Here is a 26829-nt window from a genome sequence, read left to right on the forward strand (position 1 = left end):
ATTGGAGGACCGCAAGATGAACACCACTTACCGGCTATCAACCTCTAACCGCGGAGCAGGAAATGATCGAAAACGAAATCGAAGACGCACTCGATGCGTTTTTCGCCGAAGGTCTGATAACTGAGGTTCTCTACGTCGTCCGCAGCGGCAAGGAAGCGACTGTCTACTGCTGCGCCGCGGGCGCCTCAACCGGAAAGGAGTTCCTGGCGGCCAAGGTGTATCGGCCGCTCGAGGAGCGCAGCTTCCGCAACGATGCGATCTACCAGGCGGGCCGCAATCGCCCGCTCGGCCGGCGCGACAAGCTCGCGCTCGAGCGCAAGTCGCGCCACGGCCGAAATATCCAGTTCGGGGTCTGGATACACTCCGAGTTTCAAACTCTTCAGCTGATGAGCAGCGCCGGGGCGCGGGTGCCGGAGCCGATCTCCGAATCGCAGAGCGCGATCTTGATGGAATATTTGGGCGACGCGAGCGGCTCGGCGCCCATGCTGAGCCGCATATCACTCGGCCGCCGCGAGGCCGAGGCTTGCCTGCGCGATATCTTTCAGACCGTGACGCTGCTGCTCGTGAATCATTTCGTGCATGGCGACTTGTCGCCGTACAACATTCTGTGGTGGTCGGGCACTCCGGTCGTGATCGATTTTCCGCAGGCCGTCGATGCACGCTTCAATCCGAACGCGCAGGAGTTGCTCGAACGCGATCTCGATACCGTGTGCAGCTACTTCGCGCGCTTCGGCGTCAGAGCCGACGGACGGCGCCTCGCGGGCGAGATGTGGCGGCGCTATAGGACGGGAATGTTGCGGACGGGATGAATGCTATGGCTGAGGTGGCAGAACTCACCACGAAGGGCACGAAAGGAAGTAGGAACCCTCATCCGCCTGACGCGCGCTTGCGCGCGTCAGGCACCTTCTCCCGTGAAATAACGGGAGAAGGGTTCGCTTCGGGATCAGTGGAGGATTCGGTTTTGGAATCGTTGCGGCGCGCCCACCAGAAGATGTCGCAAAGCGCACCGCACGCGGGGAAATACACCGCGGGAGGCTCGCGATGCTCCCCGTCATTGTTCTTTGTTCGGTCGTCGCTCTGCGCCATCGGCTTTAGCTTAGGAAACTCTTTCATCAATAGAAACGATGCTCGCCGGGGGGGCGGGTTTTCCAGCGGCGGTGAATCCAGTTCCAGTGGTCGGGATGCTTGCGGATCATCGATTCGATCTCGGTGGTGAAGAGCTGCGTGTTTTCGCGCACGGCGGCTTCGCGATCGGGTCCGGTGACCAACTCGATCGGGCGATGGATCTCGAGTCTGTGGTGGACGCTGTCGCCTTCGCGCACCATGAAGCAGGGCACGACCGGTGCGCCGGTGCGCATCGCGAGCCGCGCGACGCTGTCGCTGGTCGAGGCTGGCAGGCCGAAGAAATCGACGAACACGCCCTGGCGCACGTCGAGGTCAAGTGCGATCGCGATCATCCAGTTCTGGCGCAGCAGTTTCAGCATGTCGCGCGCGCCCGCCTTGCGCGGGATTACGCGGTTGCCGAATTTAACGCGCGCCTCGCACACGGCGGCATCGACGAGCGGATTGCGCAGCGGACGATGCACGATCGCGATATGGTAGCCGTAGATCGAATGCGCGAGCTGCATCAGCTCGAAGTTGCCGAAGTGCGCGGTGAGGACGAATAGTCCGCGCCCGCCCGACATCTCCTCTGCTATCTGCCAGTTTTCTTCGCCCGAATAGACGGTGACCTTTGCGATATTGGCGCGGCTCAGCTTGTCGAAGTGGGTCCATTCGGCAAGCATCCGGCCCCAGTTGCGATACATACCGCGCAGGATCAAAAGTCGCTCGGCCTCGGTCTTTTCAGGGAACGCGATTGCAAGATTCTTCTGCGCGATCGGGCGATTGGGCCGATCGAGCTTCATCGCGATCGCACCGATTCCCGCGCCGGCCCGCACCGCACGCGCAAGCGGCATCGCGCGCATCGCCGCGACCACGGCGGCAATACCGGTATATTCAAAACGCGCCTGAACCCGGCCAACCTGACGAGCCATTAACTAGAGAGCATCCCGCGAGTCGATCGTGCGCGCAAGAAAAAGGCGCGCGCCGAAGATGCGGCGCGCGCCTGAGACAAACCGCGACACGTATTCAGGGTGCGATTGACGGCGTCACGCCGCGCGTCGAATCGAGCTTGCTGCCGCCCGCCGCACCTGTCGAGGCGTCGCTGAACGGCGATACGCTGCCCGCGCCCGCATCGAGCGGAGCGGATGCGGGAGCCGCCGCAATAGGCGCCGGAGCCACGGCCGTACCGGTCGCGACACTCGGCCCGCCCATCCTGGTGTTCATCGTCGTCGGACCGACTTCGGTCGTGTTGAACGGCGTGGCGCCAGTCGTATCGGGCGCCGTGTTGTCCGGACCCGGAGCAGTCGGCGGCGCGCCGTACGGAGCATTCAGCTCAGCCGAGGGCGGTACCGCAATCGAGAAGCTCGGGCTGTAAACCTGCTGCACCTGCGAGGCTGGCATATCGTGGATTTCTTTGCGGCCCAGCGAATTGACGAACTTCTGACGCTCTGCCAGCGAGAGCTCACGCAGATCGGCTTTGTTGCGGACGATGTGCGGGGTCAGGAAAACCATCAGGTTGTCTTTGCTCTTGCTGCGATTCTTGTCGCTGAACAGGTTGCCGAGGAATGGGATATTGCTGATGAATGGCACACCCTGGTTGTTGATGTTGTCGGCACTGGACATCAAGCCACCGATGACCGCGGTGCGATGATTCATCACGAGCACAGCAGTCGATGCCGATCGAATCGTCGTTGTGGGTCCGAGCGAGTTATTCACTGTAGTCGGATCGACCTGCGAAACTTCCTCATAAAGGTCGAGCTTCACGTAGTCGCCCTCGGAAACCATCGGAACGATATCGAGCGTGATACCGACGTTCTGGCGATCGACCGAGTTGAAGATCTGACCGGGCAGACCAGCGTTTGCTGACGCCGAGCCTACAAACGGCAGATTTTGGCCGACGACGATCATCGCTTCTTCGTTATCGGCCGTGAGCAATGTCGGCGCCGACAGCACGTTCGCATGCTGATCCTGCTCCAATGCGGTGATCAGCGCGAGTTCGCATGGCACGCTGACGTTCCCGGTGGCGCTGGTGGTCGATCCGGTCGCGGCGGTAGTGGCCGCCGACACGATCGCAGCCGGAACCGAGCAGGATTGACCCGACGCCAGACCGAGGCCCAAACCGGTCATTCCCAGCGGGTTGCCGATAGCATTTTGGAGTTGGCCGAAATTCAGAGTTCCGACTCCCGCAACGTTGCCGCCCAGGGTGCCATTGGCGAAGTAATTGACACCCATCTCACGCTGACGTTCAGCCTGCACCTCGACGAGCACCGCCTGCACGAAGACCTGCACGCGCGGCACGTCGAGCTCATCGATGATGTTCTTGACCGTCTGCCAATCCTGAGGCGCCGCACTCACGACGAGCGCGTTGGTAGCGGGGTCGGCGGTGATGCTGACGGGGGAGCTGAAGTCTGGCGTTCTGCCACTGGTGCCGGCGCTCGAGCTTCCGCCACTGCTGCCGTACCCGCCGGAAGAGCCGCGCATCATTCCGCCGCCGCCCATTCCTCCGCCCATGCCGCCCATTCCTCCGCCCATGCCGCCGCCCATACCGCCCATCGAGCTGCCGCCGTACGACGCGCCCGATAAGCCACTCATGCTGGATCCGCCGCTCATCCCGCCAAAGCCAGAACCGAACGAGCTGCCGTTATAGTTGCCGAGCGAACTGCCGCGGCCGAGCGATCCTTTTCCGGTGGTGGGCGAAAGGGTGGACGGGCCGTTGCCGCCGTTCATCAGGTTATTGAGGACCTGGACCATCTCAAGCGCCTGCGCGTTCTTCAGTCGATAGACATGGATGCGCGAGGTGGAGTTGGGCGGGACGACGTCGAGCTTGGCGACGATTTCCTGGATCTCGCGCATCTGGAGCGGCGGCGCGAGAACTAACAGCGAGTTGGTGCGCTCATCTGGAATGATCTTGAAGCCGGTCGAAGTGCCCTGCGCCGATGGTGCGACAACTCCAATCCCGGGGCGTGCCTGCATGCTCGAACCCGAGCTGATGCCGAGGCGGGCGTTCATCACCTGCTCGATCTCGGGTGCGATCTCTGCCGCAAAGGCGAGGCGCAGTGGAATGACCGTAACGTTCTGCTGCTCACCGCGTACATCAAGCGAGCCGATGATCTGCAGCAGGCGCTGCACGTTGTAACCGTCGTCGGTGATGATGATCGTGTTGTCTTCGGGGAATGCCGCGACGAGGCCGTCATGCGAGATCATCGGCTGGATTACGCCGACGAGGCCGGAGGCGTCGATATTCTTGAGCCGCACCATCCGCGTCACATATTCGTCGCCGCCGACTGCCTGATTGGAATTAACGCTGGGTCCGATCGAGCGCGCCTCACGCGCCGGAATGATCTTGATGACCTTGCCGGCCTGCACGGTCATGAAACCTTTTTCCTGCAGGACCGATTGAAAGAGTTCATAGGCCTGCTGCGGCGTGACCTTGGTCGGCGCCATGATCGAAACTTTGCCGCGAACGCTTTCGTCGAGGATGAAGTTCTTGCCCGTGATCTCGCTGACGAACTTGGCCAGAACGGGAATATCCACGCTCTGGAAATTCATCTGGATCAGCGTATTGGGATCGACGCCGGCGCTGTCAGACGCATGCGATCGTGTCGCGCTGGCTACGAGCGACAATAGTGCTGCGGCCAGAACGCCAACGAAAAAGCGCTTCATGCCAGTCACCTCCGGCGGAACTTGCCGAGCGAAGAGGATATTGCACGAGGATGTGCTTCTGCAAGGTAATTGATTGCAAAAGTTTGACTTTCCGGAAAGGATGTTCGTGTTAAATCCTTTCGTCGGCAGGCGAGAGGATCTCGCCAGGTTGAAAGCAGCATCGCAGCGCCCATCAGAGCCACGTCAGTGACAAGAGAGACCAGAGGTATCGGTTGCGCTTCGAAGTTCTGATCGGGATGCGGTATCTGCGGGCCAGGCGGCGCGAGCGCTTCGTGTCGGTAATCGCTTTGATCTCGCTGGCCGGTGTCACGCTCGGAACCTTCGTCCTTACAGTAACACTGGCGGTCATGAGCGGGTTCCAGGAGGATCTCCGCGACCGCCTGCTCGCCTTCACACCGGAACTGACGATTGAGCGCGCCGACGGAGGGATCTTTAACGCCGCCGATCTCAGGAAGAAGCTCGAGGCGATCCCGGAAATCATCGCGGTCGCGCCCTACGTGACGTCGCAAGTGATGGCGGTGGGGTCAACCGAAAGCGGCGCGCCGGGCTACGTCTCGGGGGGCATCCTGCGAGCGGTCCAGGTCAGTGATAACAACGTGCTTACGGAGCTTAAGCGAACGCTCGAGAGCGGCAGCCTCGACAGTCTCGAGCATACGTACCCGGTTCCGGTGGTCGATCAGGGCAAGAAGCGGATGGCCGACTTGCCGGGTGCGATCGTCGGCGCCTCGCTCGCGAGCGAGCTTGGACTTCGCGTCAACGACCCGATGATCCTGATCTCGCCGGCGAGTCTGGCCAATGCGATGGGCGCGCCGCGGCTCAAGCGGTTCGTGGTCGAGGGCTTTTTCCATTCGGGGATGTTTGAATTCGATTCCTCGCTGATATTCGTCGATCTGAAGTATGGCCGCGCGCTTTTGGCCGACGATCCGCAGTTGCAGAGCGGCCTCGAAGCGCGGCTCCACGACATGTTCGACGCGCCGAAAGTCCGCGCCGAAGTGGAAGCGATGGCGGGACCGGAGTTCAAGGTCACCGACTGGACGGAGGCCAACGCGCCGCTGTTTTCATCGCTCAAACTCGAAAAGATGACCGACTTCCTGGTGTTGCTGCTGATCGTGCTGGTGGCGGCATTCAATATCGTCGCAACGCTGGTGATGGTCGTGATGGAGCGGCGCAAGGAGATCGCGATTCTGCGTGCGATGGGCGCACGCGCTGCGTCGATCGCGTCGATTTTTCTGTGCGAAGGGGCGCTGCTCGGCGTGATCGGGACAACGCTCGGCGTTGGCGCGGGCTTTGTGTCATCGTTCCTGATCGGCAAGTATCACCTGATTCATTTGCCAGCCGATCTCTTCATGGTAAGCGCGGTGCCGGTGCGGCTTTATCCACTCAACTTCATACTGGTCGCCGTAGTCGCGATCCTATTGTGCGTCGTGGCCGCGCTTTACCCTGCGCTCGAGGCGCGTTCGCTCTCACCGGTCGAGGTCATTCGTTATGAGTGAGCCAGCCGCCGCGCAGGCTCATTTACTGATCGAAGCGCGCGGCGTGGTCAAGAAATTCTACGACGCCGGGCGCGAGATCGAAGTGCTGCGCGGCCTCGACCTGACCGTCGATGCAGGCGAGGAAATCGCGATCGTCGGCCAATCGGGCACCGGCAAGTCAACGCTCCTGCACGTGCTCGGCAGTCTTGAGACGCCGAGCGCGGGCAAGGTGCTGTTCGAAGGGCAGGATCTCTTCGCGCTCGACGAACCCGCGCTGGCCGACTATCGCAATCACAAGCTCGGATTCGTGTTTCAGTTTCACTATTTGCTGGCCGATTTCAGCGCGCTCGAAAACGTGATGATGCCGGCGCTGATCGCGCGGATGAACGACGAAGAGGCGGAGCATCGCGCGCAGGAAATCCTCGCCCGCGTGGGACTTGGTGACAAGCTGCATCGCAGGCCGGCCGAGCTGTCGGGTGGTGAGCAGCAGCGCGTTGCGGTCGCGCGAGCGGTGGTGCTCAGGCCGCGGCTCGTGCTCGCCGACGAGCCGACGGGCAATCTCGATCCGCATACGGCCGAGGAGATTCACGGCCTGTTCCATATGCTCAGTCATGAACTGGGAATCACGTTAGTAATCGCGACTCACAACGAACGCTTGATGCGCAGCGTGGGTCGCGCGCTTAGGATCCAGGAAGGAAAACTCATCGACGAGCCACGAAGCTGATCGAAGCGCGCGATAGCGGGGCGCTTGGTTTACTTACCGGGACCGATTGGCTAGCTTGTTCGCCGTTTTTGGTGTTCTTGAGTGTCAGTCCGAATGTTCAACGCGATTCCAGTTCGCGCGGCGGTTTGCTGCGCGCTGATCATCGCGATCGCATGCGGAGTTCCATCGCACGCATATGCAAAGCCGCCGACTAGCGCGCCTATCAACCTTCGCGGCAAAGACCGCATCGAGACGCCATTGGTTCTCGAAGTCGCGTGGAATCCAATGACGGCGCTCAGTCCGGGCGGAGAATCAATGCGCCGTGCGAATCGTCTTCATGTTGGCACGATCGATAATCTTGAATTCGACGTCAACGAAGGGGCACGCGCTTAAGGCCGATAGTGTCGCGTCTCGGCAATACCATCGACCCGCAGTCCACAATGGCGGCTATCCGAATTAATGCATTGATATGGCGCGCGTTCGCGCGCGGTCTCTGGTGCTCCTGAGTGGCAGTAACAACCATCAAGGCGAGCATCGGCCGCGCAGCGCTCTGGTCTGCGCTCCTCGCGCTGGCGATCGTGCTCGGATTGGCGAGCTACGGCGCCGCCCAGAATCAGACCATTGCCAAGGTCGAGATTCGCGGCAATCAGCGTGTCGAAGATGCCGCGATCATGAGCCAGATCAGCTCGCGAGCGGGGCAGCCGTACGATCCGTCCCTGGCCAACCAGGACGTACATAAGATCTACGCGATGGGCTTTTTCACGACCGTCGATCAGATCGTCGAGCCGACCTCGAATCCATCGCAGATCAACCTCGTGTTCGACGTGAAGGAACGTCCCCAAATCACTGACGTCGTATGGAAGGGCATGAAGGCGATGCGTCCGACCGACGACAAGGTCCGCGACGCGATCAAAATCCAGGTCGGCTCGATCGAAAATCCGGTCCAGATCCGCGAGACGATCAACGGCGTCTCGCAGCTCTACCAGGACAAGGGCTACCTCGACGCGCACATCGTCTACAAGCCCGTGATGTATCCGAACAACGCCGCGGTCGCTGAATTCGATGTCTACGAGGGACCAAAAGTCTGGATCAAATCAATCGAGTTCCACGGCAATAAGGCTTTCACTTCGTCCGAACTCAAGCTTGCGATGGAGACGCACACCTACAATCGGCTGGTCAGCTGGTTTACCGATTGGGGGGCGCTCGACCAGAAGAAACTTGACGACGACGTCGATCGCCTGACGGCCTTCTACTACGACAACGGCTATTTGAAGGTTCATATCGATCCGCCGCAGGTCGTGCGCGTCGGCAACAACATCAACATCGTCATCACCATCGACGAGGGACCGCCGTACCACGTCGGCAAGATCGCGATCGTCGGCAACCTCAAGTTCTCGCGCTCCGATATCCGCAAGCTGATCACGCTCAAGCCCGGCGCGCTGTTCCGCGGCTCCGACATGCAGCGCAACGTGCTGGCGCTATCGGACTACTACTCCGATCGCGGCTATGCCTACGTCAATGTCGACCCGCGCACCCATCTTGACGAACCGACCAAACGCATCAACGTGACCTTCGTCATCAACCCGGGTCACGAGGTCCTGATCGATCGCGTCAATATCACCGGCAACACCAAGACCTCCGACAAGGTCATCCGGCGCGAGATGCAGGTGCAGGAGCAGGAGCCCTACTCGGCGTCTGCCATTCGCGCTTCGCAGCAGCGCCTGTCGCGGCTGGGCTTTTTCAGTGACGTGCGCATCACGACCTCGCCCGCCAATCAGCCCGACAAGATTAACCTCGACGTGAACGTGGCCGAGGGCAACACCGCCTCATTCCAGGTCTCGGGCGGATTCGACAGCTTCTCCTCGCTGTTTGGCACGTTCACCATCGGCAATACCAACCTCTTCGGCGGCGGCGAATCGCTGATCCTGAGCGCGCAGATCGGCTTCCTGTTCCAGAACTACAGCATCTCTTATGGCGAGCCGTGGTTCCTCGACATGCCGCTCGGCGTGAATGTCTCGCTGTTCGACAACAAGAGCGTGCTGCTCAGCTTCGATCAGTCTTCGGCGGGCTTCAGCCTCAACACCACCTATCCGCTGACGGAACTCGGCTTTAAGAAGCTCGGCCCGCTGTCGCTCAAGGACGTGAACGTCGGCCTCGGCTACTCGTTTCAGAGCATCGGGATCACCGGTCTGAACCAGTTCACCACCTATCAGATCGCGCAATTCGCGGGCTACACGCAAACCTCGGAAATCCTGCCCAGCATCCGCCGCTTCACGGTCGATAATCCAACCGACCCGCGCACCGGTACCATCCTCAGTTTCCAGGGACAAATCGGCGGCATTGGCGGTGGTAACTACTTCTTGCGCGGCCAATGGCACGGCCGCTATTTCTATCCGTTCATCAAGAGCCCGACCTGGGGAAGCTGGGTTCTATCGCAAGGCATCACTTTCGGTATCGGCACCAACTTGAGCGCCGGCACCGGCGGCAACCTGCCGCTGTATGACCGCTTCTTCCCCGGCGGCACCGGCAATATCGAATCGGTTCGCGGATATCAGCTCTATTCATTGGGACCCGAGGTGACGATCTACAACCAGGCCGGCCAGCCGCTCAGCGTACAGAACGTCGGCGGCAGCAAGGAATTGATCTTCAGCAACGAGGTTACCTTCCCGATCCTTTCGGGCCTCGGCCTGCGCGGCGTCACGTTTATCGATGCCGGTCAGTCGTTCCTTAACCAGCAATCAATCGATCTCACCGAGCTGCAGGCCGCTGCCGGCTTCGGCGTGCGATGGAAATCGCCGTTCGGACCGCTCGCACTTGACCTGGCCTTCCCGATCAACCCGCGTCCGGCCGACCAGACCGTCGTTTTCGAGTTCGGCACCGGATCGCCGCTCTAGCGGCGCATAATGTCCGTAGTTAAAAAATCGTGTATATTCTTGCGGCATCGGTACGCGCCGCACAGCATGGCACCCGCGTCGCGCCGCTCAAACGAGGAGGCTTTCCAGGCAGTTATGAGGCAACCGTTCATAATCATCGGTGCGCTGTTGATCGCGCTCGCATCCGCGATTCCAGCTCGCGCCGATGTGAAACTGGCATACGTGGACGTGCAGCGCGCGCTCAACGAGTGCGATGCGGGCAAGCGGGCCAAGGCGGATTTCCAAGGTAAGGTATCTGGCCTTGAAGCTCGCCTCCAGCGCCAGCAAAACGACGTTCAGGCGCTCAAGGACGAGATCGAAAAGAAAGGGATGCTGATGAATCCCGACCAGCGCCAGAATCTTCAGGACCAGTACATGACCAAGCTCAAGAACTTCGAGCGCGACTACAAGGATTCGCGCGATGAGCTGCAGCAGAAGGACGCCGACGTCACCAGCAGGATCGTCCACGACCTCGCCCAAGTCATCCGCGGTATCGGCGAGCGCGACGGCTTCACGATGGTCCTGGAAAAGGGCTCGATCCTGTGGGGCGCGCCGGGTATCGACATTACCGACGAAGTGATTCGCAGTTACAATGCGACCCACGTTCAGATCGGCACGCTGGGCGAGGGTGGCGGTGCAGCGAGCCAGAGCTACGCGGGCGCGTCGCAGCCCAGCGACTTCGGCGGCAGCATCGCGAAGAAGTCGACAATCTCGAAATAGCAAACTGCCGTGGGCGCTGACGAAAGATTGAGCGAGCTCGGCAAGATCCTCGGCCTGCTGCCGCATCGCTATCCGTTTCTGCTCGTCGATCGCATCCTCGAGATCGACAAGGGCCGCATCCTCACGCTCAAAAACGTCACCTTCAACGAGCCCTTCTTCAATGGCCACTTCCCCGGCAATCCCGTGATGCCGGGCGTACTCATCGTCGAGGCGCTGGCGCAATCGGGCGCACTGCTCGCACTCAACGAAGTGCCGATCGACTCGCACAGCTTCTTCATGCTCACCGGGCTCGACAACGTGCGCTTCCGCCGCCGCGTGATCCCGGGCGATCAACTGAAGATGGAAGTGAAGATCATGAAGTACCGGCGCCCGCTATGGCGGATGCAGGCCGCCGCTCGCGTCGGCGATGAACTGGCCGCCGAGGTCGAACTCTCGGCGATGGAAGTGAAGGGGTAGGACGATAGCCGGTCATATCCATCCCACGGCGGTCATCGACAGCCGCGCCGAAATCGACTCTGCGGCCGAGATCGGACCGGGCGCGGTTATCGGACCGGGCGTCAAAATCGGCGCTGAGACCATCGTCGGGCCCTATGCCGTTATCGAAAGCAACACCATCATCGGGCGCCGCAATCGCATCTACCAGTTCGCCTCGCTCGGCACGCCGCCGCAGGATCTGAAATATCGCGGCGAAGAATCGACCCTCGAGATCGGCGACGACAACCAGATCTTCGAGTTCACGACCCTGCATCGCGGCACCGAGGGCGGCGGGATGGTCACGCGCATCGGCAATCACGTGATGCTGATGAACTACGTGCACATCGCTCACGATTGCCAGATCGGCGATTACGTCGTCGTTGCGAACTCGACCGGGATAGCCGGCCATTGCGTACTCGAAGAGTGGGCGATTGTAGAAGGGATGTCCGGCGTTCACCAGTTCTGCCGAATCGGCGCTCACGCGATCGTCGCTGCCGGCAGCAAGCTCGCCCAGGACGTGCCGCCATTTACGATGGTCGCCGGAGCGGAGCGGGCGCGACTGGTAGGTATCAACGAGATCGGACTCGCGCGCCGCGAATTTAAACCCGACACGATCGCCGCGCTCAAGTCCGCGATTCGCACCCTCTTCTATTCGAAGTTGCGCCGCGAAGAGGCGATCGAACAGGTGCTCGCCGAGCATGGCGCGCGCCCCGAAATCAAACGTCTCATCAACTTCATCAAAGAATCCAAACGCGGAGTCGTTGGCCGCGAGCGTGAATAAGCTTGGCCTGATCGCCGGCAATGGCGTCTTCCCGCTTGAGCTCGCAGCTTTCGCGCGCAAGCGTAACATCGAGTTGATCGCCGTCGCGCATGAGAAGGAAACCCGCCCCGAGCTCGGCCAGATCGTCGATCGGGTGGTGTGGATCAAGGTCGGCGAGTTGCAGAAGATCATCGACACCTTCCGCAATGCCGGCGTGACCGAAGCCGCGATGGCCGGCGGCATCTCCCGCGCGCGGCTTCAGGATTCGTTCGCGCCCGATGCGCGCGCGCTCAAGATGCTCGCCGGGCTCAAGCGCTTCAGCGACGACGCAGTGCTGCGTGGCGTCGCCGGCGAAGTCGAGAGTGAAGGTATCGCGATGATCGATCCGGTCCCGATGCTGCCCGAGATGCTCGCGGGCGAAGGCCTCCTTGCCGGCAGTGCCCTATCGGATCAGCAATCAAGCGACCTGGAACTTGCCTTCGCGGTTGCGCGCCAAATGGGTGCGTATGACGTGGGCCAGACTGTCGCGGTGAAGCATGGTGTCGTCGCGGCCGTCGAAGCCGTCGAAGGAACCGACGCCGCGCTGCGCCGCGCCGCCTCGCTCGTGGGCAAGGACCTCGTCATCGCCAAGGCCGCGAAGCCCGGGCAGGACATGCGCTTCGATCGCCCTGCGATCGGTCCCGGCACGATCGAACTGCTGCGCGAAATCGGCGCCGCCGTGCTCGGTATCGAAGCCCACACCACATTGATCCTTGAACGCGAGCGAACCCTGGAGATCGCCGCCCAAAGCGGAGTCGCGCTGATCGGCCATGCCTAAGCTTCGCGCTGCCGTCGTCGGTGCGGGCCGCCTGGGCTCGCTGCACGCGCGCAAATACGCCGCGCTCGACGCCGTTTCGGTCGATTACATCGTCGATCTGGATCGCGATCGCGCGGCCCAGCTCGCCGCTGAGCTCGGCGCCACGGCGATCGCCGACTACCGCGCGCTGGCGGGAAAAGTTGATCTCGCAACCGTCGCCTCGCCGGGCATAACTCATCACGAGATCGCCAGCGCCCTGCTCGCCTCGGGAATCGACGTGCTGCTCGAAAAGCCGATGGCGGCGACGCTGGCCCAGGCGCGCGAGCTGGCCGCGCTCGCCTCGCGCAGCGGCCGCGTCCTGCAAATCGGCCACCTCGAGCGCTTCAATCCGGCCGTCGTCCACCTTCATTCGATCGTCAAGAATCCGCGCTTCGTCGAATGCCACCGCCTCGCGTCGTTCACCGAGCGCGGCACCGACGTCGACGTGATCCTCGACCTGATGGTCCACGATCTCGACGTGATTCTCTCCGTCGCGCCATCGGAAGTCGCGTCGCTCGAGGCCGTCGGCGTCGCGATTCTCACCGATCGAATCGACCTCGCAAACGCGCGCATCCGCTTCCGGAGCGGCCTTATCGCCAATCTCGTCACAAGCCGCGTCGCCGCACGCCGCGAGCGCAAGATCCGCTTCTTCCAGCCCGACGCATATATTTCGGTCGACTACGAAGCGCGGCGTATCCAGATCTATCGCAAGAGCCCGGCCCCTCCAGGCTCGCAGTTCCCGATGATCTCGGCCGAGCAGATCGACCTCGGCGAAGCCGACCCGCTGGCCGACGAAGTGCGCTCATTCGTCGAAGCCGTGAAAACCCGCGCCCAGCCCGCAGTAAGCGCCGACGACGGCCTGCGCGTAATGGAACTGACCGAGCGCATCAAACAAGTAATGGAAACCGAAGCCGCCACCTCTAGCTGAGCGGCGCAGAACTAAAGGCTGGGATCGTCCGCTCACTGCCGGCGAATGACCGAGGAAGCGAGTTCGAGGGCACTTACAATCGCGGCGACCGCGGCAGTTATCTTCGAAATCTCGGAGACTTCTCGCGGAACGTAAAGCGTCGTCGTGCCCTCCGGATAGCCACGATAGCGACGGAGCTAGAAAGGCATTCCATCGAGGCGCAATACCGCTCCTTCGAGGGTATCCAGCTGATCAACTCCTGAACGAATTTGATGTTCCATCGTTTGGCGAAGAATGAGATGGGAGCGTCTAAAATCGCTTGCGGAATCAGCTCAACGTTAGCGATGCTGGATTGAGGAATTTCAGAGCGCGAGCGGACGAACCCCCTTGGAATGCCAGACTCCCCCTGTGGACGGCGGGGGCGAAAGCAGCCAATATCGGAATGTTTTCGCCGCGCGTATATCAAGCTAATCGCAGGGAAGTCGCATGCCGCAATATCGTTCACGCACCACGACTCACGGCCGCAACATGGCGGGCGCGCGCGGACTATGGCGCGCCACCGGTATGAAGGACGAGGACTTCGGCAAACCGATCATCGCCGTCGCCAACTCGTTCACCCAGTTCGTGCCCGGCCACGTCCATTTGAAGGATCTTGGCCAACTCGTCGCGCGCGAGATCGAAGCCGCCGGCGGCGTCGCCAAGGAGTTCAACACCATCGCCGTTGACGACGGGATCGCGATGGGCCACTCCGGGATGCTCTATAGCTTGCCCTCGCGCGAAATCATTGCCGACTCCGTCGAGTACATGGTCAACGCGCACTGCGCCGATGCCCTCGTATGCATCTCAAACTGCGACAAGATCACGCCCGGCATGCTGATGGCGGCGCTGCGCCTCAATGTCCCCGCGGTGTTCGTCTCGGGCGGCCCGATGGAAGCCGGCAAAGCGATCATCGGCGGTAAGCAGCAGTCGCTCGACCTGATCGATGCGATGGTCCAGGCGGCCAATCCCGACGTCTCCGACGAAGATGCGCTGCAATACGAGCGCTCCGCGTGCCCGACCTGCGGCTCGTGCTCCGGGATGTTCACTGCCAACTCGATGAACTGTCTGACCGAGGCGCTCGGCCTGTCGCTGCCCGGCAATGGCTCCACGCTCGCGACCCATGCCGATCGCAAGAAGCTCTTCGTCGAAGCCGGTCATCGAATTGTCGATCTCGCAAAGCGCTACTACGAAAAGAACGACGCGACCGCGCTGCCGCGCACGATCGCGAGCTTCAACGCCTTCGAAAATGCGATGACGCTCGACATCGCCATGGGCGGCTCCACCAACACCGTGCTGCATCTGCTCGCCGCGGCTCACGAGGCGCAGGTGCCGTTCACGATGGCCGATATCGATCGCCTCTCGCGCCGCGTGCCCAACCTCTGCAAGGTCGCACCGAGCACGCCGCTCTTTCACATGGAGGACGTGCATCGTGCGGGCGGTGTTGTCGGAATCCTCGGCGAGCTCGATCGCGCAGGCCTGCTGCATCGCGACGTGCCGACCGTGCATTCGCCCACCCTCGCCGACGCGCTCGACAAATGGGACGTACGTCGCACCGCCGACACTGCCGTTCACGACTTCTATCGAGCCGCGCCCGGCAACGTTCCGACCCAGATCGCATTCAGCCAGGACAAACGCTACCCAACGCTCGACGTGAATCGCGAGAAAGGATGCATCCGCGACCTCGCTCACGCTTACAGCAAGGACGGTGGCCTCGCGGTGCTCTACGGCAATATTGCCGAGGAAGGATGCATCGTTAAGACGGCCGGCGTTGATGCGAGCCTGCTGACCTTCTCCGGTCCGGCGCGAATCTTCGAAAGCCAGGACGACGCCGTCGAAGGAATCCTCGCCAACAAGATCAAGAAAGGCGATGTCGTCGTGATTCGTTACGAAGGTCCGCGCGGCGGCCCCGGCATGCAGGAGATGCTGTATCCGACGAGCTACTTGAAATCGAAGGGCCTCGGCAAAGAATGCGCGCTGATCACCGACGGCCGCTTTTCGGGCGGCACCTCGGGGCTCTGCATGGGTCACGTCTCGCCGGAGGCGGCCGACGGCGGCGCAATTGCGCTGATTGAAGAAGGCGATCGCATCGAGATCGATATTCCCAACCGCTCGATGCGCCTCGACGTGACTGCCGAGGAACTGGCACGGCGTCGCCGGGCGATGGAAAAGCGCGGCGCCAAGGCATGGAAGCCCGCCAAGCGCGATCGTCACGTCTCGCAGGCTCTGGAAGCCTACGCGCTCTTCGTCACCAGCGCCTCGACCGGCGCTGTCCGCGACATCAACGCGGCAGCCAAGCGTAAACCATCTGATCTCGCCGCCGCCGGCGGCTAACGCCTGAGCTTCGCGGCAAGATTGCCTCTGCGTGCGATGGCGATGCGCTCGAGACCGAGCCACGTCGCCATCGCGCGCAGTTCTTCATCGAGAGCGTTCGCCACCTCTTTCAGATTCGCTGACGATTCCGCGTGCGCGGCGAGAACCAGCAACGCTCCATTTGCGCGATCCGATTTCAGATCGACCCTTCCCACCAAGCGATCGCCAAGCAGAAACGGCAGCACGTAATATCCGTGCTTGCGCTGGGCCTGCGGCGTGTAGAGCGAAATTCGATAGTGGAAATCAAAGAGCCGCTCCGTGCGAGCGCGCTCCCAGACCAGCGAATCGAACGGCGAGAGCAGCGCACGCGCATCGACGCGGCGCGGCATCGACGCATCGCGCGCAAGGAACGCTCGTTGCCGCCATCCTTCGACTTCGATCGGGATCAGATCACCACTCTCGATCAGCTCCGCGATTCGCAACTTCCCGGGCTTCGCACGAATCCGAAAGTAGTCGCAGAGATCTTTTTCTGTCGCGACGCCGAGCGCACGCGACGCGATTCGAACCAGTTCGCGCTGCGCGTCTTCCGCTGAGGGCGTCGGCAGAGCGAGCACCTCGCGCGGCAGCACGCGCTCCGGCAAATCGTAGAGCCGCTCGAAGCCGCGCCGCGCCGCGGCGCAGACCTTGCCCGCCGCGAACAGCCATTCGAGCGCGGTCTTGCCGTCGCTCCATCCCCACCATCCTCCCGCGGCTTTGCCGCCGTTTTTGAGCTCGCCCGCGCCCAGCGGGCCTCGTGCCTCAACCTCGCGCAGCACCGCCTCGGCGAGCCCCGGCCGCCGCTCGTGCAGCCCCGTCAGCATGCGCCAGCCCCATTCCCTGCGCTCGGCCTCGGCCATCCGCCATCTGAACAGCGGATGAAACTCGGTCGGCAGGATCGATGCCATGTGTCCCCAGTATTCGAACAGGCTGCGCGACTTGCCGAACCACGCATCGTCGAGAATCGTCGAAGCGTACGGGCCAAGCCGCGAGAACATCGGCAGATAGTGCGATCTGACGAGCACGTTCACCGAATCGATCTGGAAGAGCCCGACCTGCGCGAGCACGCGCCGCAGGTGGCGCGTGTCGGGGCGCGTGGTTGGCCGCTTATTCGCGAAGCCCTGCGCCGCCAGCGCAATCCGCCGCGCCTCATCTGCGGAAATTTTCGTTCGCGCGCGCTTCATCGTGATTCGATCATGATTCGAATGCGTGAGTAGTCGCTTTGCGCGCGATCTACAATCGGCCGGTTTCCATTGCACGGCTGGCGTGTCTCGTGCGACTACGTTGATCGCTCGGAGGACATGTAAATGGGCAAGCTCGATGGACGCGTGGCAGTAATCACCGGTGGCTCAGGCGGAATCGGCCGCGCCGCGGGAAAGCTCTTCGCCGACGAAGGCGCCAAGGTGCTGCTGGTCGATATCGACGAAACCGCGCTCAAAATTGCCGCCAATGAAATCGGCAAAGATCGGGCGAGCTGGCTCTGCGCCGACGTTACCACCGACGACGATACCAAGCGCTACGTCGAGACCGCCGTCGAGCGCTACGGGCGCATCGATGCATACCTCGCCAACGCCGGAATCGAGGGCCGCTTCGTGCCGATTCCGGAATATCCCATCGACATGTTCGATCGTGTGATCGCCGTGAACGTCCGCGGCGTATGGCTCGGCCTGAAACACGTCATCCCCGTGATGGCCAAGGGCGGTGGCGGCAGTATCGTCATCACCTCATCGACCGCGGGCATCCACGGCTATCAGGGTGCGTCCGCCTACGTCACGAGCAAACACGCCGTGGTCGGCATGATGCGCACGGCGGCGCTCGAATGCGCCCCGATGAAGATTCGCGTCAACACCGTGAATCCGTCGCCCATCGACACGCGGATGATGCGCTCGATCGAGGAACAGCTTGCTCCCGGTCACGCCGGCCAGGCCAAGGAACAATTCCAGAGCGGCGTGCCGCTCGGCCGCTACGGCCAACCCGAAGAAGTCGCCAAGGTGATGCTGTTCCTCGCCTCAGACCAAAGCAGCTTCTGCACCGGCGGCATCTACATGGTAGACGGCGGCGTCTCCGCAACGTGACCGTCAGGTCTTGACGTCAGATCGTTGGCCGCCATCCAGTTTGTCATCCTGAGCGGAGGCTGCCGGAGTCGAAGGATCTCGGAAGCCCCAAGGGGGCCGGCACCGGTAAGCGCGCGAAGCGCTTTCCCATTTTTCTGGTGCGCGGCGCTCACCCGCCCGCTTCCACTATCGTCCCCAATGCCCCAACCTTGCTCAAACGGTTGACCCGGCCAGCGATGCGAGCCAGCATCATGGGCTGAGATGTACAAATCCCGATCACTTACGTCGCGCCTGGCCGGCGCATTTTCACTTGCACTGATTGTCGGCGCGATTGCCCTCGCCGGATGCCACCGCGACGACAACTCCGGTTCCTATTCCTCGATCAACAACAACGACTGTCTGCCGAACGTCACGTTCACCGATCAAAACGGCAAGGCAGTCGCTTTGTCGTCGCTCAAGGGCAAACCCGTCCTCGTCGATTTCATCTACACCACCTGCGCGTCGGTCTGCCCCCGCCTTACCGCGCGGATGAACGAGGTGGCGCGCAAGCTCGGCAACGAGCTGGGACAGAAAGTCACCATCGTCTCGTTTACAATCGACCCCGAGCACGACACGCCCGAAAAACTCCGCGCCTATGCCGAAGCGCAGGGCGTAAGTCCCAACGGATGGTACTTCCTCACGGGACCGCCGGCGCAAATCGACCAGGAGCTCGCGCTCTTCAAGCTGATTCGCCAGCGCGAGAGCGACGGCTCCGTGACGCACAATGTGTCAGCGTTTCTGCTCGCCCCTGACGGCCACATCGCGCGCGAGTACAACGCCCTCGACGTGCCGATCGACACCGTGGTGGGCGACGTCGATCACTCGCTCGGCGGCGGGCAGAGCGGCAACTAGGGCCGCAGCGGCTCCCGTCGCCCCTGTGGCGGAATCATAGGAATTCGTAAACAATTCGACTGATGCCTATCGAAGCCCCATCAGCGGCGCGCGAGGTTATCGAACAGCCCGCGCGATACCGGCCGCGCCGAATCATAATCGTGGCGGGCGAAGCTTCGGGCGATCTTCACGGCGGCGATCTGGCGCGTGAAATCCTCGACCGCGATCCCAAATGCGAGCTCGATGGTATCGCGGGGCAGAGCATGCGCGCGTCGGGCGTGCACGCGCTGGTCAAGATGGAAGATATCCATGGCCTCGGGCTCTCGGAGTTGCTTTCGACGATCGGACGCACGTCGCGCGCCTTCCTCGACCTGCGAAAGATCCTGCGCCGCGAAAATCCCGACCTGCTGATCCTTATCGACTACGCGGAGTTCAATTTGATTCTCGCCGGCGTCGCCAAGCGCGCCGGCGTGCGGGTGCTTTACTACATCACGCCCCAGGTCTGGGCATGGCGGCGCGGGCGAATCCGCAAGCTCGTCGATCGCGTCGATAAACTCGCCGTGGTGCTGCCCTTCGAGGCCGATCTTTATCGCGCCGCCGGCGAGCGCGTCGAATTCGTCGGCCATCCGCTACTCGATCGCGCGCGCCCCGCGCAAAATCGCATCGAAACGCTGAAACGCCACGGCCTGCCGTCGAGTGCGCGCCTGATTGCGCTGCTGCCCGGCAGCCGCCGCGCGGAAGTGAAGTATATGCTCGCGCCGATGGCCGAGGCGGCGCGTACTCTCGCGCGCGATCACGGGCTGACCCCGGTCCTCGCGCTGGCGCCGACGCTCACCGCCGATGAAGTCGCGCACATCGGCAATACCGATCTCACCGGAATCCACGTGGTGGAAAACGATACCTACAGTATCGTCGCGGCGAGCGAAGTCGCGCTCGTCACCTCGGGCACGGCGACGCTCGAAACCGCGCTCCTCGGATGTCCCGAAGTGATCGCCTATAAACTGACGGCCCTTAGCTATACTCTGGGCCGGATACTCGTGCGGGGAGTGGAGTATTTCGGTTTGCCCAACATCCTGGCCGGCAAAAAAATCGTTCCGGAACTTCTGCAACGCGAAGTGACTGCGCGCAACCTTGTGCGTGCCGCCGAGCCGATGCTCACGCCATCGATTCGCGCCCAGACCGTCGCCGAGCTGAACGCCCTGCGTGCCAAGCTCGGAGCGCCGGGCGCGGCGGCGAGGGTCGCTGCGATGGCGCTCGAGATGACCGCATGAAACTTCTGTCGCCGCTCCAGAGCCGCCTCCTCGGATACCTGCGGCGCTACATCTTTCCCTACGCGATTCTGCTGCTGCTCGCGATGGCGGTGCTGTCGGCCGCCAACGCCGGAATTCCGTTCATCGGCAAGCGCTTCATCGATCTGCTGACGAATCTCCAGCACATGGATGCGCGCAGCGCCGAGCTGATTCGCGTGCTGGCGCTCGAGATCGCCGGCCTGTTCCTCCTGCGCGCAATTGGCAACTTCAGCGACGATTACCTGAGTGCCTATATCGCGCAGAAGATTACCGTCGATATCCGCGGCGATCTCAACGAAAGCCTGCAGCGCCAGTCGCTGAGCTTTTTCAATCGCAACCCGACCGGGCAGATGGTTTCGCGCGTCATCAACGACGTGACGATCCTCGTCGGCAGCCTGACCGACGGCGCGTTTTCGATCTTCGGCGACGGCATGCAATTCGTCGCACTGCTCGTCACCGGGTTCGTGCTCGACTGGCGGCTGGCCGTGATCGCGTTCATTGGATTTCCGATCATCGTGCTGCCGATCATCAGCCTGTCCAAGCGCGTGCGCAAAGAAACCAAGAGCGCGCAAAAGCAGCTCGGCGGTTTGCAGGCGCTCCTGCATGAGACTTTCCAGGGGAATCGCGTCGTCAAGGCGTTCGGCATGGAAGAATACGAGCGCACACGCTTCAACAAGGAGCTGCGCCGCCTCTTCCGCATCTACATGCGGGTCGCCAGGATCAAAGCGCTCACCGGTCCGCTGGTCGAGGCGCTGGGCGCCTTCGCCGTCGTTGGCGTGGTGATGTGGGCGGTTGGCACCTTGGTGTCGGGGACACGCACGATTGGACAATTCGCCGGTTTCTTCACAACGATGCTGCTGGTCTACCCGCCGTTTAAGAAGCTCAGCAAAACCAACACCAGTATTCAGCAGGGCATGGCCGCCGCCGAGCGAGTCTTCGAATTCATGGATGCTCCACCGGAAGTCATCGACGACCCGGACGGTGCGGCGCTCGTCCCGGGGCCCCATTCTGTCGCCTTCGAGAACATCTCGTTCCGCTATGGCGAGGATTGGGTGCTGCGCAACCTGAGCCTCGAGGTTCCGGCTGGCAAAGTCGTCGCGCTGGTTGGGATGAGCGGCGGCGGCAAGTCGACCCTCGCCGATCTTATCCCGCGCTTTTACGATGTGCAGGAAGGCCAGGTCACCGTTGACGGAATCGACGTGCGGCGCATTCGTCTCGGCTCGTTGCGCGGCGAGATCGGCCTGGTGACGCAGAGCACGTTCCTGTTCAACGACACGATTCGCGCCAATATCGCGTACGGCGCCGAGGATCGCGACCTCGAGCGCATCATCGCCGCGGCCAAGCTCGCCAACGCGCACGACTTCATCGCCAGGTTGCCCAATGGCTACGACACCGAGGTCGGCGAGATGGGGGTGCGGCTCTCAGGCGGCGAGCGTCAGCGGATTGCAATCGCGCGCGCGCTGCTCAAGGACGCACCGATCCTGATCCTCGACGAGGCGACATCTTCCCTCGACTCCGAGGCCGAGCGCGCGGTGCAGGAAGCGCTCGACCATCTGATGCGCAATCGCACCACGCTCGTGATCGCGCATCGGCTCTCGACTATCCGTCATGCCGACAATATCGCCGTGGTCGTGCACGGGAGGATTGTCGAGCAGGGCACGCACGACGAGTTGCTGGCGCGCGGCCGCGAATACCGCAAGCTCCACGACCTCCAGTTCCGCCCCGCCGACGAGATAGTGGGCAACGGCACCGTCGTCAATTGAACCGAATCTCGCGCCGCGCGCGCCCCGCATAACGCGTGCTGCGCAATCTCTACAATGCGCTGTGGTACCCCGCGATGCCGCTCGCGATGCGCCTGGCAAGTGCGCCCGATCCGGAAGATCGACGCGAGCGCCGCGGCCAGGTCCAGGTGGGGGTCGAAGATGGGCCGCGCATCTGGATTCATGCCGCGTCAGTCGGCGAGGTCGAAGCTGTTCGTCCGCTCGCAATTGGCTTGAAGCATAACATCCCGGCCGCGAGCATCGTGGTCACGACGATGACGACGACGGGCCGCGACGCCGCGCGGGCGCGCATCCCCGAGGCGGCAATCTGCGCGCTTGCGCCCTTCGATCATCCCCGCACGGTGCGCAATTTTCTCGCCCGCGTGCGGCCTCAGTTAGTAATGATCGCCGAAACAGAAGTGTGGCCGAACTTCTTCATCGAATCAAAACGCGCGGGCGCGAAGATCGCAATCTTCAACGGCCGGATGTCGCGGCGCTCCGCCGATCGCTATGCCAGGATGCGATCGCTGTTCGGCGTGGCGCTCAAATGCGCCGACATCGTGATGGTTCAGACTGAGGATGACGCGCGTCGTTTTGCGCTCCAGGGCGTCGCGCGCGAGCGCATCGTTATCACCGGAAATACCAAGTTCGACGTCGACTCAGGCCTCTTGAAGTTGCGTCCGGTGCTGGGCGATTTCGCCGCCGGGCGTCCGATCCTGATCGCCGGTTCGACCGGCCCCGGCGAAGAAGCCGCCGTCGCGGCCGCCTTCGCCGAACTGCGCACACGTTTTCCCGAGTTGGCGTTGATCGTCGCCCCGCGTCATCTCGAGCGCGCGAGCGAGGCAGCGGAGGCGCTGGGAGCGGCGGGCCTGGAATGCGTATCGGCGCGTATGCTCACTGATGGTCAAGCGAGAGTCGCCAGCGTGATGCTGCTCGACACGATGGGCGAGCTGCGCGCGCTGTATCGGCGCGCCGCGATCGCATTCGTCGGCGGCAGCCTGTTCGCCGGCCGCGGCGGGCAGTCTCCAATCGAGCCGGCGTTGGCGTCGGTGCCGATCCTGATCGGCCCGTATCACGAGAACCAGCGCGAGATCGTAGCTTCGCTGGTCGCGGCAGGCGGCGCGCGAATCGTCAACGATGCGCGCGAGATCGCCGATGCCTGCGCCGCCTGGATTGCCGACGAAAACGCACGCCGCGATGCTGGCGAACGCGCACGCACGGCGCTCGCGGAGGCCAACGGCGCCGCGCGCCGCACCTTGCTGCATCTCAAGCCGCTGATTAGGCTCGCCTGAAGATGTCAGAGCCGTCCCCCGATCGTTTCCAAATCGAGCGGCTCTGGCAGCCTCAAATACCGACCCGCGACTATCCGCTCAAGGTCGCGCTGATTCCTGCCGCGGGATTTTTTCGTATCGGCGTCGCAGTTCGCCACGGCTTCTGGCGGCTCTTTCAACGCCAGGCCGGGATTCCGATCGTAAGCATCGGCAACCTGACCGTGGGTGGCAATTCCAAAACGCCCTTCACGCTTTATCTGGCCGTGCGATTGGAACGACTTGGATATCGCGTCGCAATTGTGAGCCGCGGCTACGCGAGCGGGAAAAAAAAATCGAAGGCCACGCTCGTAGCTCTGGGCGGCGAGCTCAAGCTTCCGCCCGAGGATGCGGGTGACGAGCCCGCGATGATGGCGCGCTACTTCAAGGGGCCGATCGTCATCGCGCGGCGGCGAATTCACGGAATCGAGTTACTCAAGAAGCTGGGTGCCCCCGATGTGGTGCTACTCGACGACGGCTTTCAGCACGTGCGCCTCGCCCGCGACGTCGACCTCGTGCTGGTCAGCGCCGAGGGCGGATTCGGTAATGGCTGGATGCTGCCGGCGGGTCCGATGCGCGAGCCGATCCGCGCGGCGCGCCGTGCCAACGCAGTCGTGATCGTGAGCGCCGGCGCGGGATTGCCGACTGCGCTGACGAGATCGCAAACTCTGCGGCTCGAATCTGCGACCAAGGTGCTGCACGCCTCGGTGAGGCCACGTGCGCTGGTGATCAGCGAGAAAGGCGAGTGGCGCGAGATGCCGATGCCGCTGGCGAGCCGGCGCGTGCTCGCGGTCAGCGGGCTTGCGAATCCCGCGGGCTTTTACGCGATGCTCCGTGAGCTCGACGCGGACCTCGTCGGGGTGCTCGAGTACCCGGACCATCACGCCTACTCCGCCGCCGATTGGCAGGCTATTGTAACGGCGGCACGCAACGCCGACCTCGTCGTCACGACCGAAAAGGACCTGGTGAAGCTGGAGAGGTTTCCCTTCGCACGCGATTCGCTGTACGCGCTGCGGCTCGAGGTCGCGATGAACGATGAGGACGCGCGCGCACTCGATGAACTGGTCGTCGAGCGCATCAGGAGCGCGGCCGGCGATTCGGTCCACACTTGAGGAGGTACTAACGATGGCGCTGAGCCAGGAACTGCTCGATATTCTCGCCTGCCCAAAGTGTAAGGGCGATCTGCAACTGACCGCGAAGCAGGACGGACTCGTCTGCAATGCGTGCAAGCTCGTCTACGAAATCAAGGACGACATTCCGATCATGCTGATCGAGGAAGCGAAGCCGCTTACGTGACAATCAGTGCAGCGCCTGGCGCGATGCGCGGTGCGTCGATGACTCAGTTCGATTCCGATCGCGCGCGACGCCTGAGCTGGCTCGCGATCGCGGTTTATCTCGCAGTACTCGCTATCATCGCAGTCCTTCGCACGCAGGCCGATTTCAATACTTACTATCGCGCCGGCGGCCGCGTTTTGAGCGGACTGGCGATCTATCCGCCGACCGATTCCGATCGCTTTCTCTACGCGCCGATTTTCGCGATCGGATTCGCACCGCTCGCGGCGCTGCCGCTCAAGGCCGCGCAGCTCGCATTTTTTTTGCTCAACGCATTCGCTTTCATCGAATTGATTATTGGCGCGGGCGTGATGCTGTTCGGCAGAGATCGCCAACTCAGCGCGGCGCTGATCGTGATTCCGGTCCTGCTCTGCTTCAGGTTTATCGGCAACAATATCGAGCACGGACAAATCAACCTGCTGACGCTGCCGCTGCTGGTGTGGGCAATCGTCGGCGCTGAAGAATCGCATAGGTGGCGAGCCGGGCTGATGCTCGCGGCGGCGATTTTGATCAAGCCGTTCGCAGTGCTGGCCGCGGCGTATCTTTTCGTGCGCGGCAGGTTCGGCACACTCGCGTGCGCGGCAGTATGGGGAATCGCGCTGCTGCTCGCGCCAATCGTCGTCTTCGGCGCGCACGGATGGCACGAGCAGACACTTGCATACGTGCAGGCGGTGTCGTCGATGACGGGACGGTATCGCACGATGCTCACGAATCAATCGGCGGTGTCTGCGATCGCGCGCCTGATGGAACCGGTCAGCACGGCGGACGCGAGTTCGCCGCTGCCGCTCGCGCTGGGGATGGGAGTCGAGATTGCGCTCGCCGTAGTGACGCTCGGATGGGCCTGGCGCAGCGGCGGCAAAGATCGAATCGCGCTCGCCGCGCTGTTCTGCGTGATTCCCGGCTTCGCGCCGATCTCGTGGAAGAGTTACTTCGCGTCGCTGCTCGTGCCGTACATGCTGATGACGGCGGCGATCATCGACGCGCGCGAAGGGAGGCGCGAAGCGCCGCCGCGCGCGATGACGATCCTGTTGGCGATCTCAGTGCTGTTGAACCTGGCGCCCGGCAGTCGGCTGAATCACGTGGCGCTGTTCTTCTCGGCGCATCTGCTCTCGGCGCTGGTGGCGATGGCGGCGCTATTCGTGCTCTGGCGTCACGACGAACTCGTTGCGAGTTCGCTATGAAAACGAAATCTTCCACGCGCGCCCAACTCGACGCGGATTTCGAGCGCTTCGAAACCGGCAAGCGCGACGTCGTGTTGCATCGCGAGATCGCGGAGCACGCCGATCGGATCGTCGCGGAAATCGATCAGCTCGCAGCGTCGCGGGCGACCGGCGTCGGAAATCGCGAAAGCGGCTTTCGTCTAACACTGGCGGGCGCGCCCGAGATGTTCGTGCGGCGCGCGCGCCGCGGCGGATTGATCAGCGCACTGGTCGCCGATCTTTACCTGGGAATGCGGCCGCGGCCGCTCGAGGAGCTGCGCGTCGCATGCGAAGCGAAGCGCCGCGGTATCGCGGTCGCCGATCCGCTGGGCGCGATCGTCGAATGGGCGGGACCCGCGCTCTATCGCGGATACTTTCTCACCCGCCACGTCGGGGGCATGACGCTGTGGGATTTCGTACGCACCGACGACGATCCGATCGTGCGCCGCCATGTCCTCCAGGAAGCGCGCACCGCCATCCGCACGATGCACGAGCGCGGGCTCTTCCACGCAGATCTGAATCTTCACAACCTGATGGTAACGCAGGTAGCGGAAAGCTTCGCGATAAAAATTCTCGATTTCGACAAATCCCGCATCTATCCGGGTCCGCTGAAGCCCTCGCTGCGACGCGCAAATCTCGCGCGCCTGGTGCGCTCGGCGCGCAAGCTCGATCCCACCGGCAAATTCCTCGACGCAGGATCGCTCGCGATCCTCCAAGCCGATTAATGCTGAATTGTTTCCGTCCTCGAGCCATCGATACGGATCAGCGACCTCAACGACCATGGATGATGTCGTTGACCTCCTATCAATGATGCTGACCCATCCAGTCGCGAATTCGACCGGAAAGAATGGCGACGGCGCGCTTTTGAGCGCTCCTCAAGTCGCGAAGCTGTTCGATGTTCCAGAATCGTGGGTCAGGGAGCAGGCGCGTCTCGGAACGCTGCCGTCGATCAGATTGGGCCATTACGTTCGATTCAAAGCCGAGGAGCTCCAGCGCTTTGTCGCCGAACGCGCGAAGCAGGCCGCCTAGGCCGACGCCCTTTTGGGTTCTCGCCGGAAAATCCAATACCGCAAGCCGCTGACAGGC

The 26829-nt window shown here is 62.5% G+C and carries 24 protein-coding genes; 20 read left to right on the top strand and 4 right to left on the bottom strand.

Annotated features, from left to right (window positions below; translation table 11 throughout):
• Positions 1–62 precede the first annotated feature (62 nt).
• Positions 63–809 (top strand): RIO1 family regulatory kinase/ATPase, encoded by a 747-nt coding sequence (locus VMA09_05590; protein ID HUA33057.1) that lies wholly within the window; start codon positions 63–65, stop codon positions 807–809.
• A gap of 58 nt (positions 810–867) precedes the next feature.
• Here the strand turns inward: VMA09_05590 and VMA09_05595 are convergent, their stop codons facing one another.
• The 3 genes from VMA09_05595 to gspD all read right to left on the bottom strand — a co-directional run bounded on the left by VMA09_05595 (position 868) and on the right by gspD (position 4764).
• Positions 868–1113: a hypothetical protein gene (locus VMA09_05595; protein HUA33058.1), complete on the bottom strand. Its 246-nt coding sequence runs from the start codon at positions 1111–1113 to the stop codon at positions 868–870.
• Positions 1113–2033 (bottom strand): lysophospholipid acyltransferase family protein, encoded by a 921-nt coding sequence (locus tag VMA09_05600; GenBank protein HUA33059.1) that lies wholly within the window; start codon positions 2031–2033, stop codon positions 1113–1115. The genes VMA09_05595 and VMA09_05600 overlap by 1 nt, the downstream gene beginning before the upstream one ends.
• Positions 2034–2127: 94 nt before the next feature.
• Positions 2128–4764, bottom strand: a complete 2637-nt coding sequence (gene gspD, locus VMA09_05605; GenBank protein HUA33060.1) for a type II secretion system secretin GspD — start codon at positions 4762–4764, stop codon at positions 2128–2130.
• A 212-nt stretch (positions 4765–4976) separates the two neighbouring features.
• Between gspD and VMA09_05610 the strand changes: the two genes are divergently transcribed.
• From VMA09_05610 to ilvD, 9 genes are all read left to right on the top strand, one after another.
• Positions 4977–6257: an ABC transporter permease gene (locus tag VMA09_05610; GenBank protein ID HUA33061.1), complete on the top strand. Its 1281-nt coding sequence runs from the start codon at positions 4977–4979 to the stop codon at positions 6255–6257.
• Positions 6250–6960 carry an ABC transporter ATP-binding protein gene (locus VMA09_05615; protein HUA33062.1) on the top strand — a complete coding sequence of 237 codons (711 nt, stop codon included), beginning with the start codon at positions 6250–6252 and terminating at the stop codon, positions 6958–6960. Before VMA09_05610 ends, VMA09_05615 begins: the two co-directional genes overlap by 8 nt.
• A gap of 485 nt (positions 6961–7445) precedes the next feature.
• The gene (bamA, locus tag VMA09_05620; GenBank protein HUA33063.1) at positions 7446–9833 is read left to right on the top strand and encodes an outer membrane protein assembly factor BamA; all 2388 of its coding nucleotides are present in this window, start codon (positions 7446–7448) and stop codon (positions 9831–9833) included.
• A gap of 114 nt (positions 9834–9947) precedes the next feature.
• Complete coding sequence (locus VMA09_05625) at positions 9948–10571, top strand: OmpH family outer membrane protein (GenBank protein ID HUA33064.1); 624 nt, start codon at positions 9948–9950, stop codon at positions 10569–10571.
• 9 nt (positions 10572–10580) lie between these two features.
• Complete coding sequence (gene fabZ / locus VMA09_05630) at positions 10581–11027, top strand: 3-hydroxyacyl-ACP dehydratase FabZ (protein ID HUA33065.1); 447 nt, start codon at positions 10581–10583, stop codon at positions 11025–11027.
• 70 nt (positions 11028–11097) lie between these two features.
• Positions 11098–11826, top strand: coding sequence for an acyl-ACP--UDP-N-acetylglucosamine O-acyltransferase (gene lpxA, locus VMA09_05635; protein HUA33066.1), 729 nt, complete (start codon positions 11098–11100; stop codon positions 11824–11826).
• Positions 11819–12622, top strand: coding sequence for a UDP-2,3-diacylglucosamine diphosphatase LpxI (lpxI, locus tag VMA09_05640; GenBank protein ID HUA33067.1), 804 nt, complete (start codon positions 11819–11821; stop codon positions 12620–12622). The genes lpxA and lpxI overlap by 8 nt, the downstream gene beginning before the upstream one ends.
• Entirely contained in the window at positions 12615–13568 is a 954-nt protein-coding gene (locus VMA09_05645) for a Gfo/Idh/MocA family oxidoreductase (GenBank protein HUA33068.1), read from the top strand. The genes lpxI and VMA09_05645 overlap by 8 nt, the downstream gene beginning before the upstream one ends.
• Before the next feature lie 465 nt (positions 13569–14033).
• The gene (ilvD, locus tag VMA09_05650; GenBank protein ID HUA33069.1) at positions 14034–15917 is read left to right on the top strand and encodes a dihydroxy-acid dehydratase; all 1884 of its coding nucleotides are present in this window, start codon (positions 14034–14036) and stop codon (positions 15915–15917) included.
• Here ilvD and VMA09_05655 read toward each other — a convergent pair.
• Positions 15914–17116: a crosslink repair DNA glycosylase YcaQ family protein gene (locus VMA09_05655; protein HUA33070.1), complete on the bottom strand. Its 1203-nt coding sequence runs from the start codon at positions 17114–17116 to the stop codon at positions 15914–15916. The two genes, ilvD and VMA09_05655, sit on opposite strands and share 4 nt — an antisense overlap.
• Positions 17117–17239: 123 nt before the next feature.
• Between VMA09_05655 and VMA09_05660 the strand changes: the two genes are divergently transcribed.
• The 10 genes from VMA09_05660 to VMA09_05705 all read left to right on the top strand — a co-directional run bounded on the left by VMA09_05660 (position 17240) and on the right by VMA09_05705 (position 26772).
• Positions 17240–18007 (top strand): SDR family NAD(P)-dependent oxidoreductase, encoded by a 768-nt coding sequence (locus VMA09_05660; GenBank protein ID HUA33071.1) that lies wholly within the window; start codon positions 17240–17242, stop codon positions 18005–18007.
• 240 nt (positions 18008–18247) lie between these two features.
• Positions 18248–18877: an SCO family protein gene (locus VMA09_05665; protein HUA33072.1), complete on the top strand. Its 630-nt coding sequence runs from the start codon at positions 18248–18250 to the stop codon at positions 18875–18877.
• A gap of 62 nt (positions 18878–18939) precedes the next feature.
• Positions 18940–20127, top strand: coding sequence for a lipid-A-disaccharide synthase (lpxB, locus tag VMA09_05670; protein ID HUA33073.1), 1188 nt, complete (start codon positions 18940–18942; stop codon positions 20125–20127).
• Positions 20124–21908, top strand: coding sequence for an ABC transporter transmembrane domain-containing protein (locus VMA09_05675; GenBank protein HUA33074.1), 1785 nt, complete (start codon positions 20124–20126; stop codon positions 21906–21908). Before lpxB ends, VMA09_05675 begins: the two co-directional genes overlap by 4 nt.
• 35 nt (positions 21909–21943) lie before the next feature.
• A complete protein-coding gene (locus VMA09_05680) occupies positions 21944–23197 on the top strand; it encodes a glycosyltransferase N-terminal domain-containing protein (GenBank protein ID HUA33075.1) in 1254 nt (417 codons plus the stop codon).
• Between the two features lie 2 nt (positions 23198–23199).
• Positions 23200–24324, top strand: a complete 1125-nt coding sequence (lpxK, locus tag VMA09_05685; GenBank protein HUA33076.1) for a tetraacyldisaccharide 4'-kinase — start codon at positions 23200–23202, stop codon at positions 24322–24324.
• 13 nt (positions 24325–24337) lie between these two features.
• Positions 24338–24508: a Trm112 family protein gene (locus VMA09_05690; protein ID HUA33077.1), complete on the top strand. Its 171-nt coding sequence runs from the start codon at positions 24338–24340 to the stop codon at positions 24506–24508.
• Positions 24509–24546: 38 nt separating this feature from the next.
• Positions 24547–25725, top strand: a complete 1179-nt coding sequence (locus VMA09_05695) for a glycosyltransferase family 87 protein (GenBank protein HUA33078.1) — start codon at positions 24547–24549, stop codon at positions 25723–25725.
• On the top strand, positions 25722–26468 hold the full coding sequence (locus VMA09_05700) for a lipopolysaccharide kinase InaA family protein (GenBank protein ID HUA33079.1): 747 nt from the start codon (positions 25722–25724) through the stop codon (positions 26466–26468). Before VMA09_05695 ends, VMA09_05700 begins: the two co-directional genes overlap by 4 nt.
• 55 nt (positions 26469–26523) lie before the next feature.
• Positions 26524–26772 (top strand): helix-turn-helix domain-containing protein, encoded by a 249-nt coding sequence (locus VMA09_05705; protein ID HUA33080.1) that lies wholly within the window; start codon positions 26524–26526, stop codon positions 26770–26772.
• Positions 26773–26829: the final 57 nt, after the last annotated feature.

The sequence above is a fragment of the Candidatus Binataceae bacterium genome (assembly GCA_035508495.1).
Classification (GTDB): Bacteria; Desulfobacterota; Binatia; order Binatales; family Binataceae; genus JASHPB01.

Coding starts and splice junctions, on each gene's coding strand:
- VMA09_05590 (HUA33057.1), top strand. CDS start 63: ATGATCGAAAACGAAATCGAAGACGCACTCGATGCGTTTTTCGCCGAA.
- VMA09_05595 (HUA33058.1), bottom strand. CDS start 1,113: ATGAAAGAGTTTCCTAAGCTAAAGCCGATGGCGCAGAGCGACGACCGA.
- VMA09_05600 (HUA33059.1), bottom strand. CDS start 2,033: ATGGCTCGTCAGGTTGGCCGGGTTCAGGCGCGTTTTGAATATACCGGT.
- gspD (HUA33060.1), bottom strand. CDS start 4,764: ATGAAGCGCTTTTTCGTTGGCGTTCTGGCCGCAGCACTATTGTCGCTC.
- VMA09_05615 (HUA33062.1), top strand. CDS start 6,250: ATGAGTGAGCCAGCCGCCGCGCAGGCTCATTTACTGATCGAAGCGCGC.
- VMA09_05625 (HUA33064.1), top strand. CDS start 9,948: ATGAGGCAACCGTTCATAATCATCGGTGCGCTGTTGATCGCGCTCGCA.
- VMA09_05645 (HUA33068.1), top strand. CDS start 12,615: ATGCCTAAGCTTCGCGCTGCCGTCGTCGGTGCGGGCCGCCTGGGCTCG.
- ilvD (HUA33069.1), top strand. CDS start 14,034: ATGCCGCAATATCGTTCACGCACCACGACTCACGGCCGCAACATGGCG.
- VMA09_05655 (HUA33070.1), bottom strand. CDS start 17,116: ATGAAGCGCGCGCGAACGAAAATTTCCGCAGATGAGGCGCGGCGGATT.
- VMA09_05660 (HUA33071.1), top strand. CDS start 17,240: ATGGGCAAGCTCGATGGACGCGTGGCAGTAATCACCGGTGGCTCAGGC.
- VMA09_05665 (HUA33072.1), top strand. CDS start 18,248: ATGTACAAATCCCGATCACTTACGTCGCGCCTGGCCGGCGCATTTTCA.
- lpxB (HUA33073.1), top strand. CDS start 18,940: ATGCCTATCGAAGCCCCATCAGCGGCGCGCGAGGTTATCGAACAGCCC.
- VMA09_05675 (HUA33074.1), top strand. CDS start 20,124: ATGAAACTTCTGTCGCCGCTCCAGAGCCGCCTCCTCGGATACCTGCGG.
- lpxK (HUA33076.1), top strand. CDS start 23,200: ATGTCAGAGCCGTCCCCCGATCGTTTCCAAATCGAGCGGCTCTGGCAG.
- VMA09_05690 (HUA33077.1), top strand. CDS start 24,338: ATGGCGCTGAGCCAGGAACTGCTCGATATTCTCGCCTGCCCAAAGTGT.
- VMA09_05695 (HUA33078.1), top strand. CDS start 24,547: ATGACTCAGTTCGATTCCGATCGCGCGCGACGCCTGAGCTGGCTCGCG.
- VMA09_05700 (HUA33079.1), top strand. CDS start 25,722: ATGAAAACGAAATCTTCCACGCGCGCCCAACTCGACGCGGATTTCGAG.
- VMA09_05705 (HUA33080.1), top strand. CDS start 26,524: ATGGATGATGTCGTTGACCTCCTATCAATGATGCTGACCCATCCAGTC.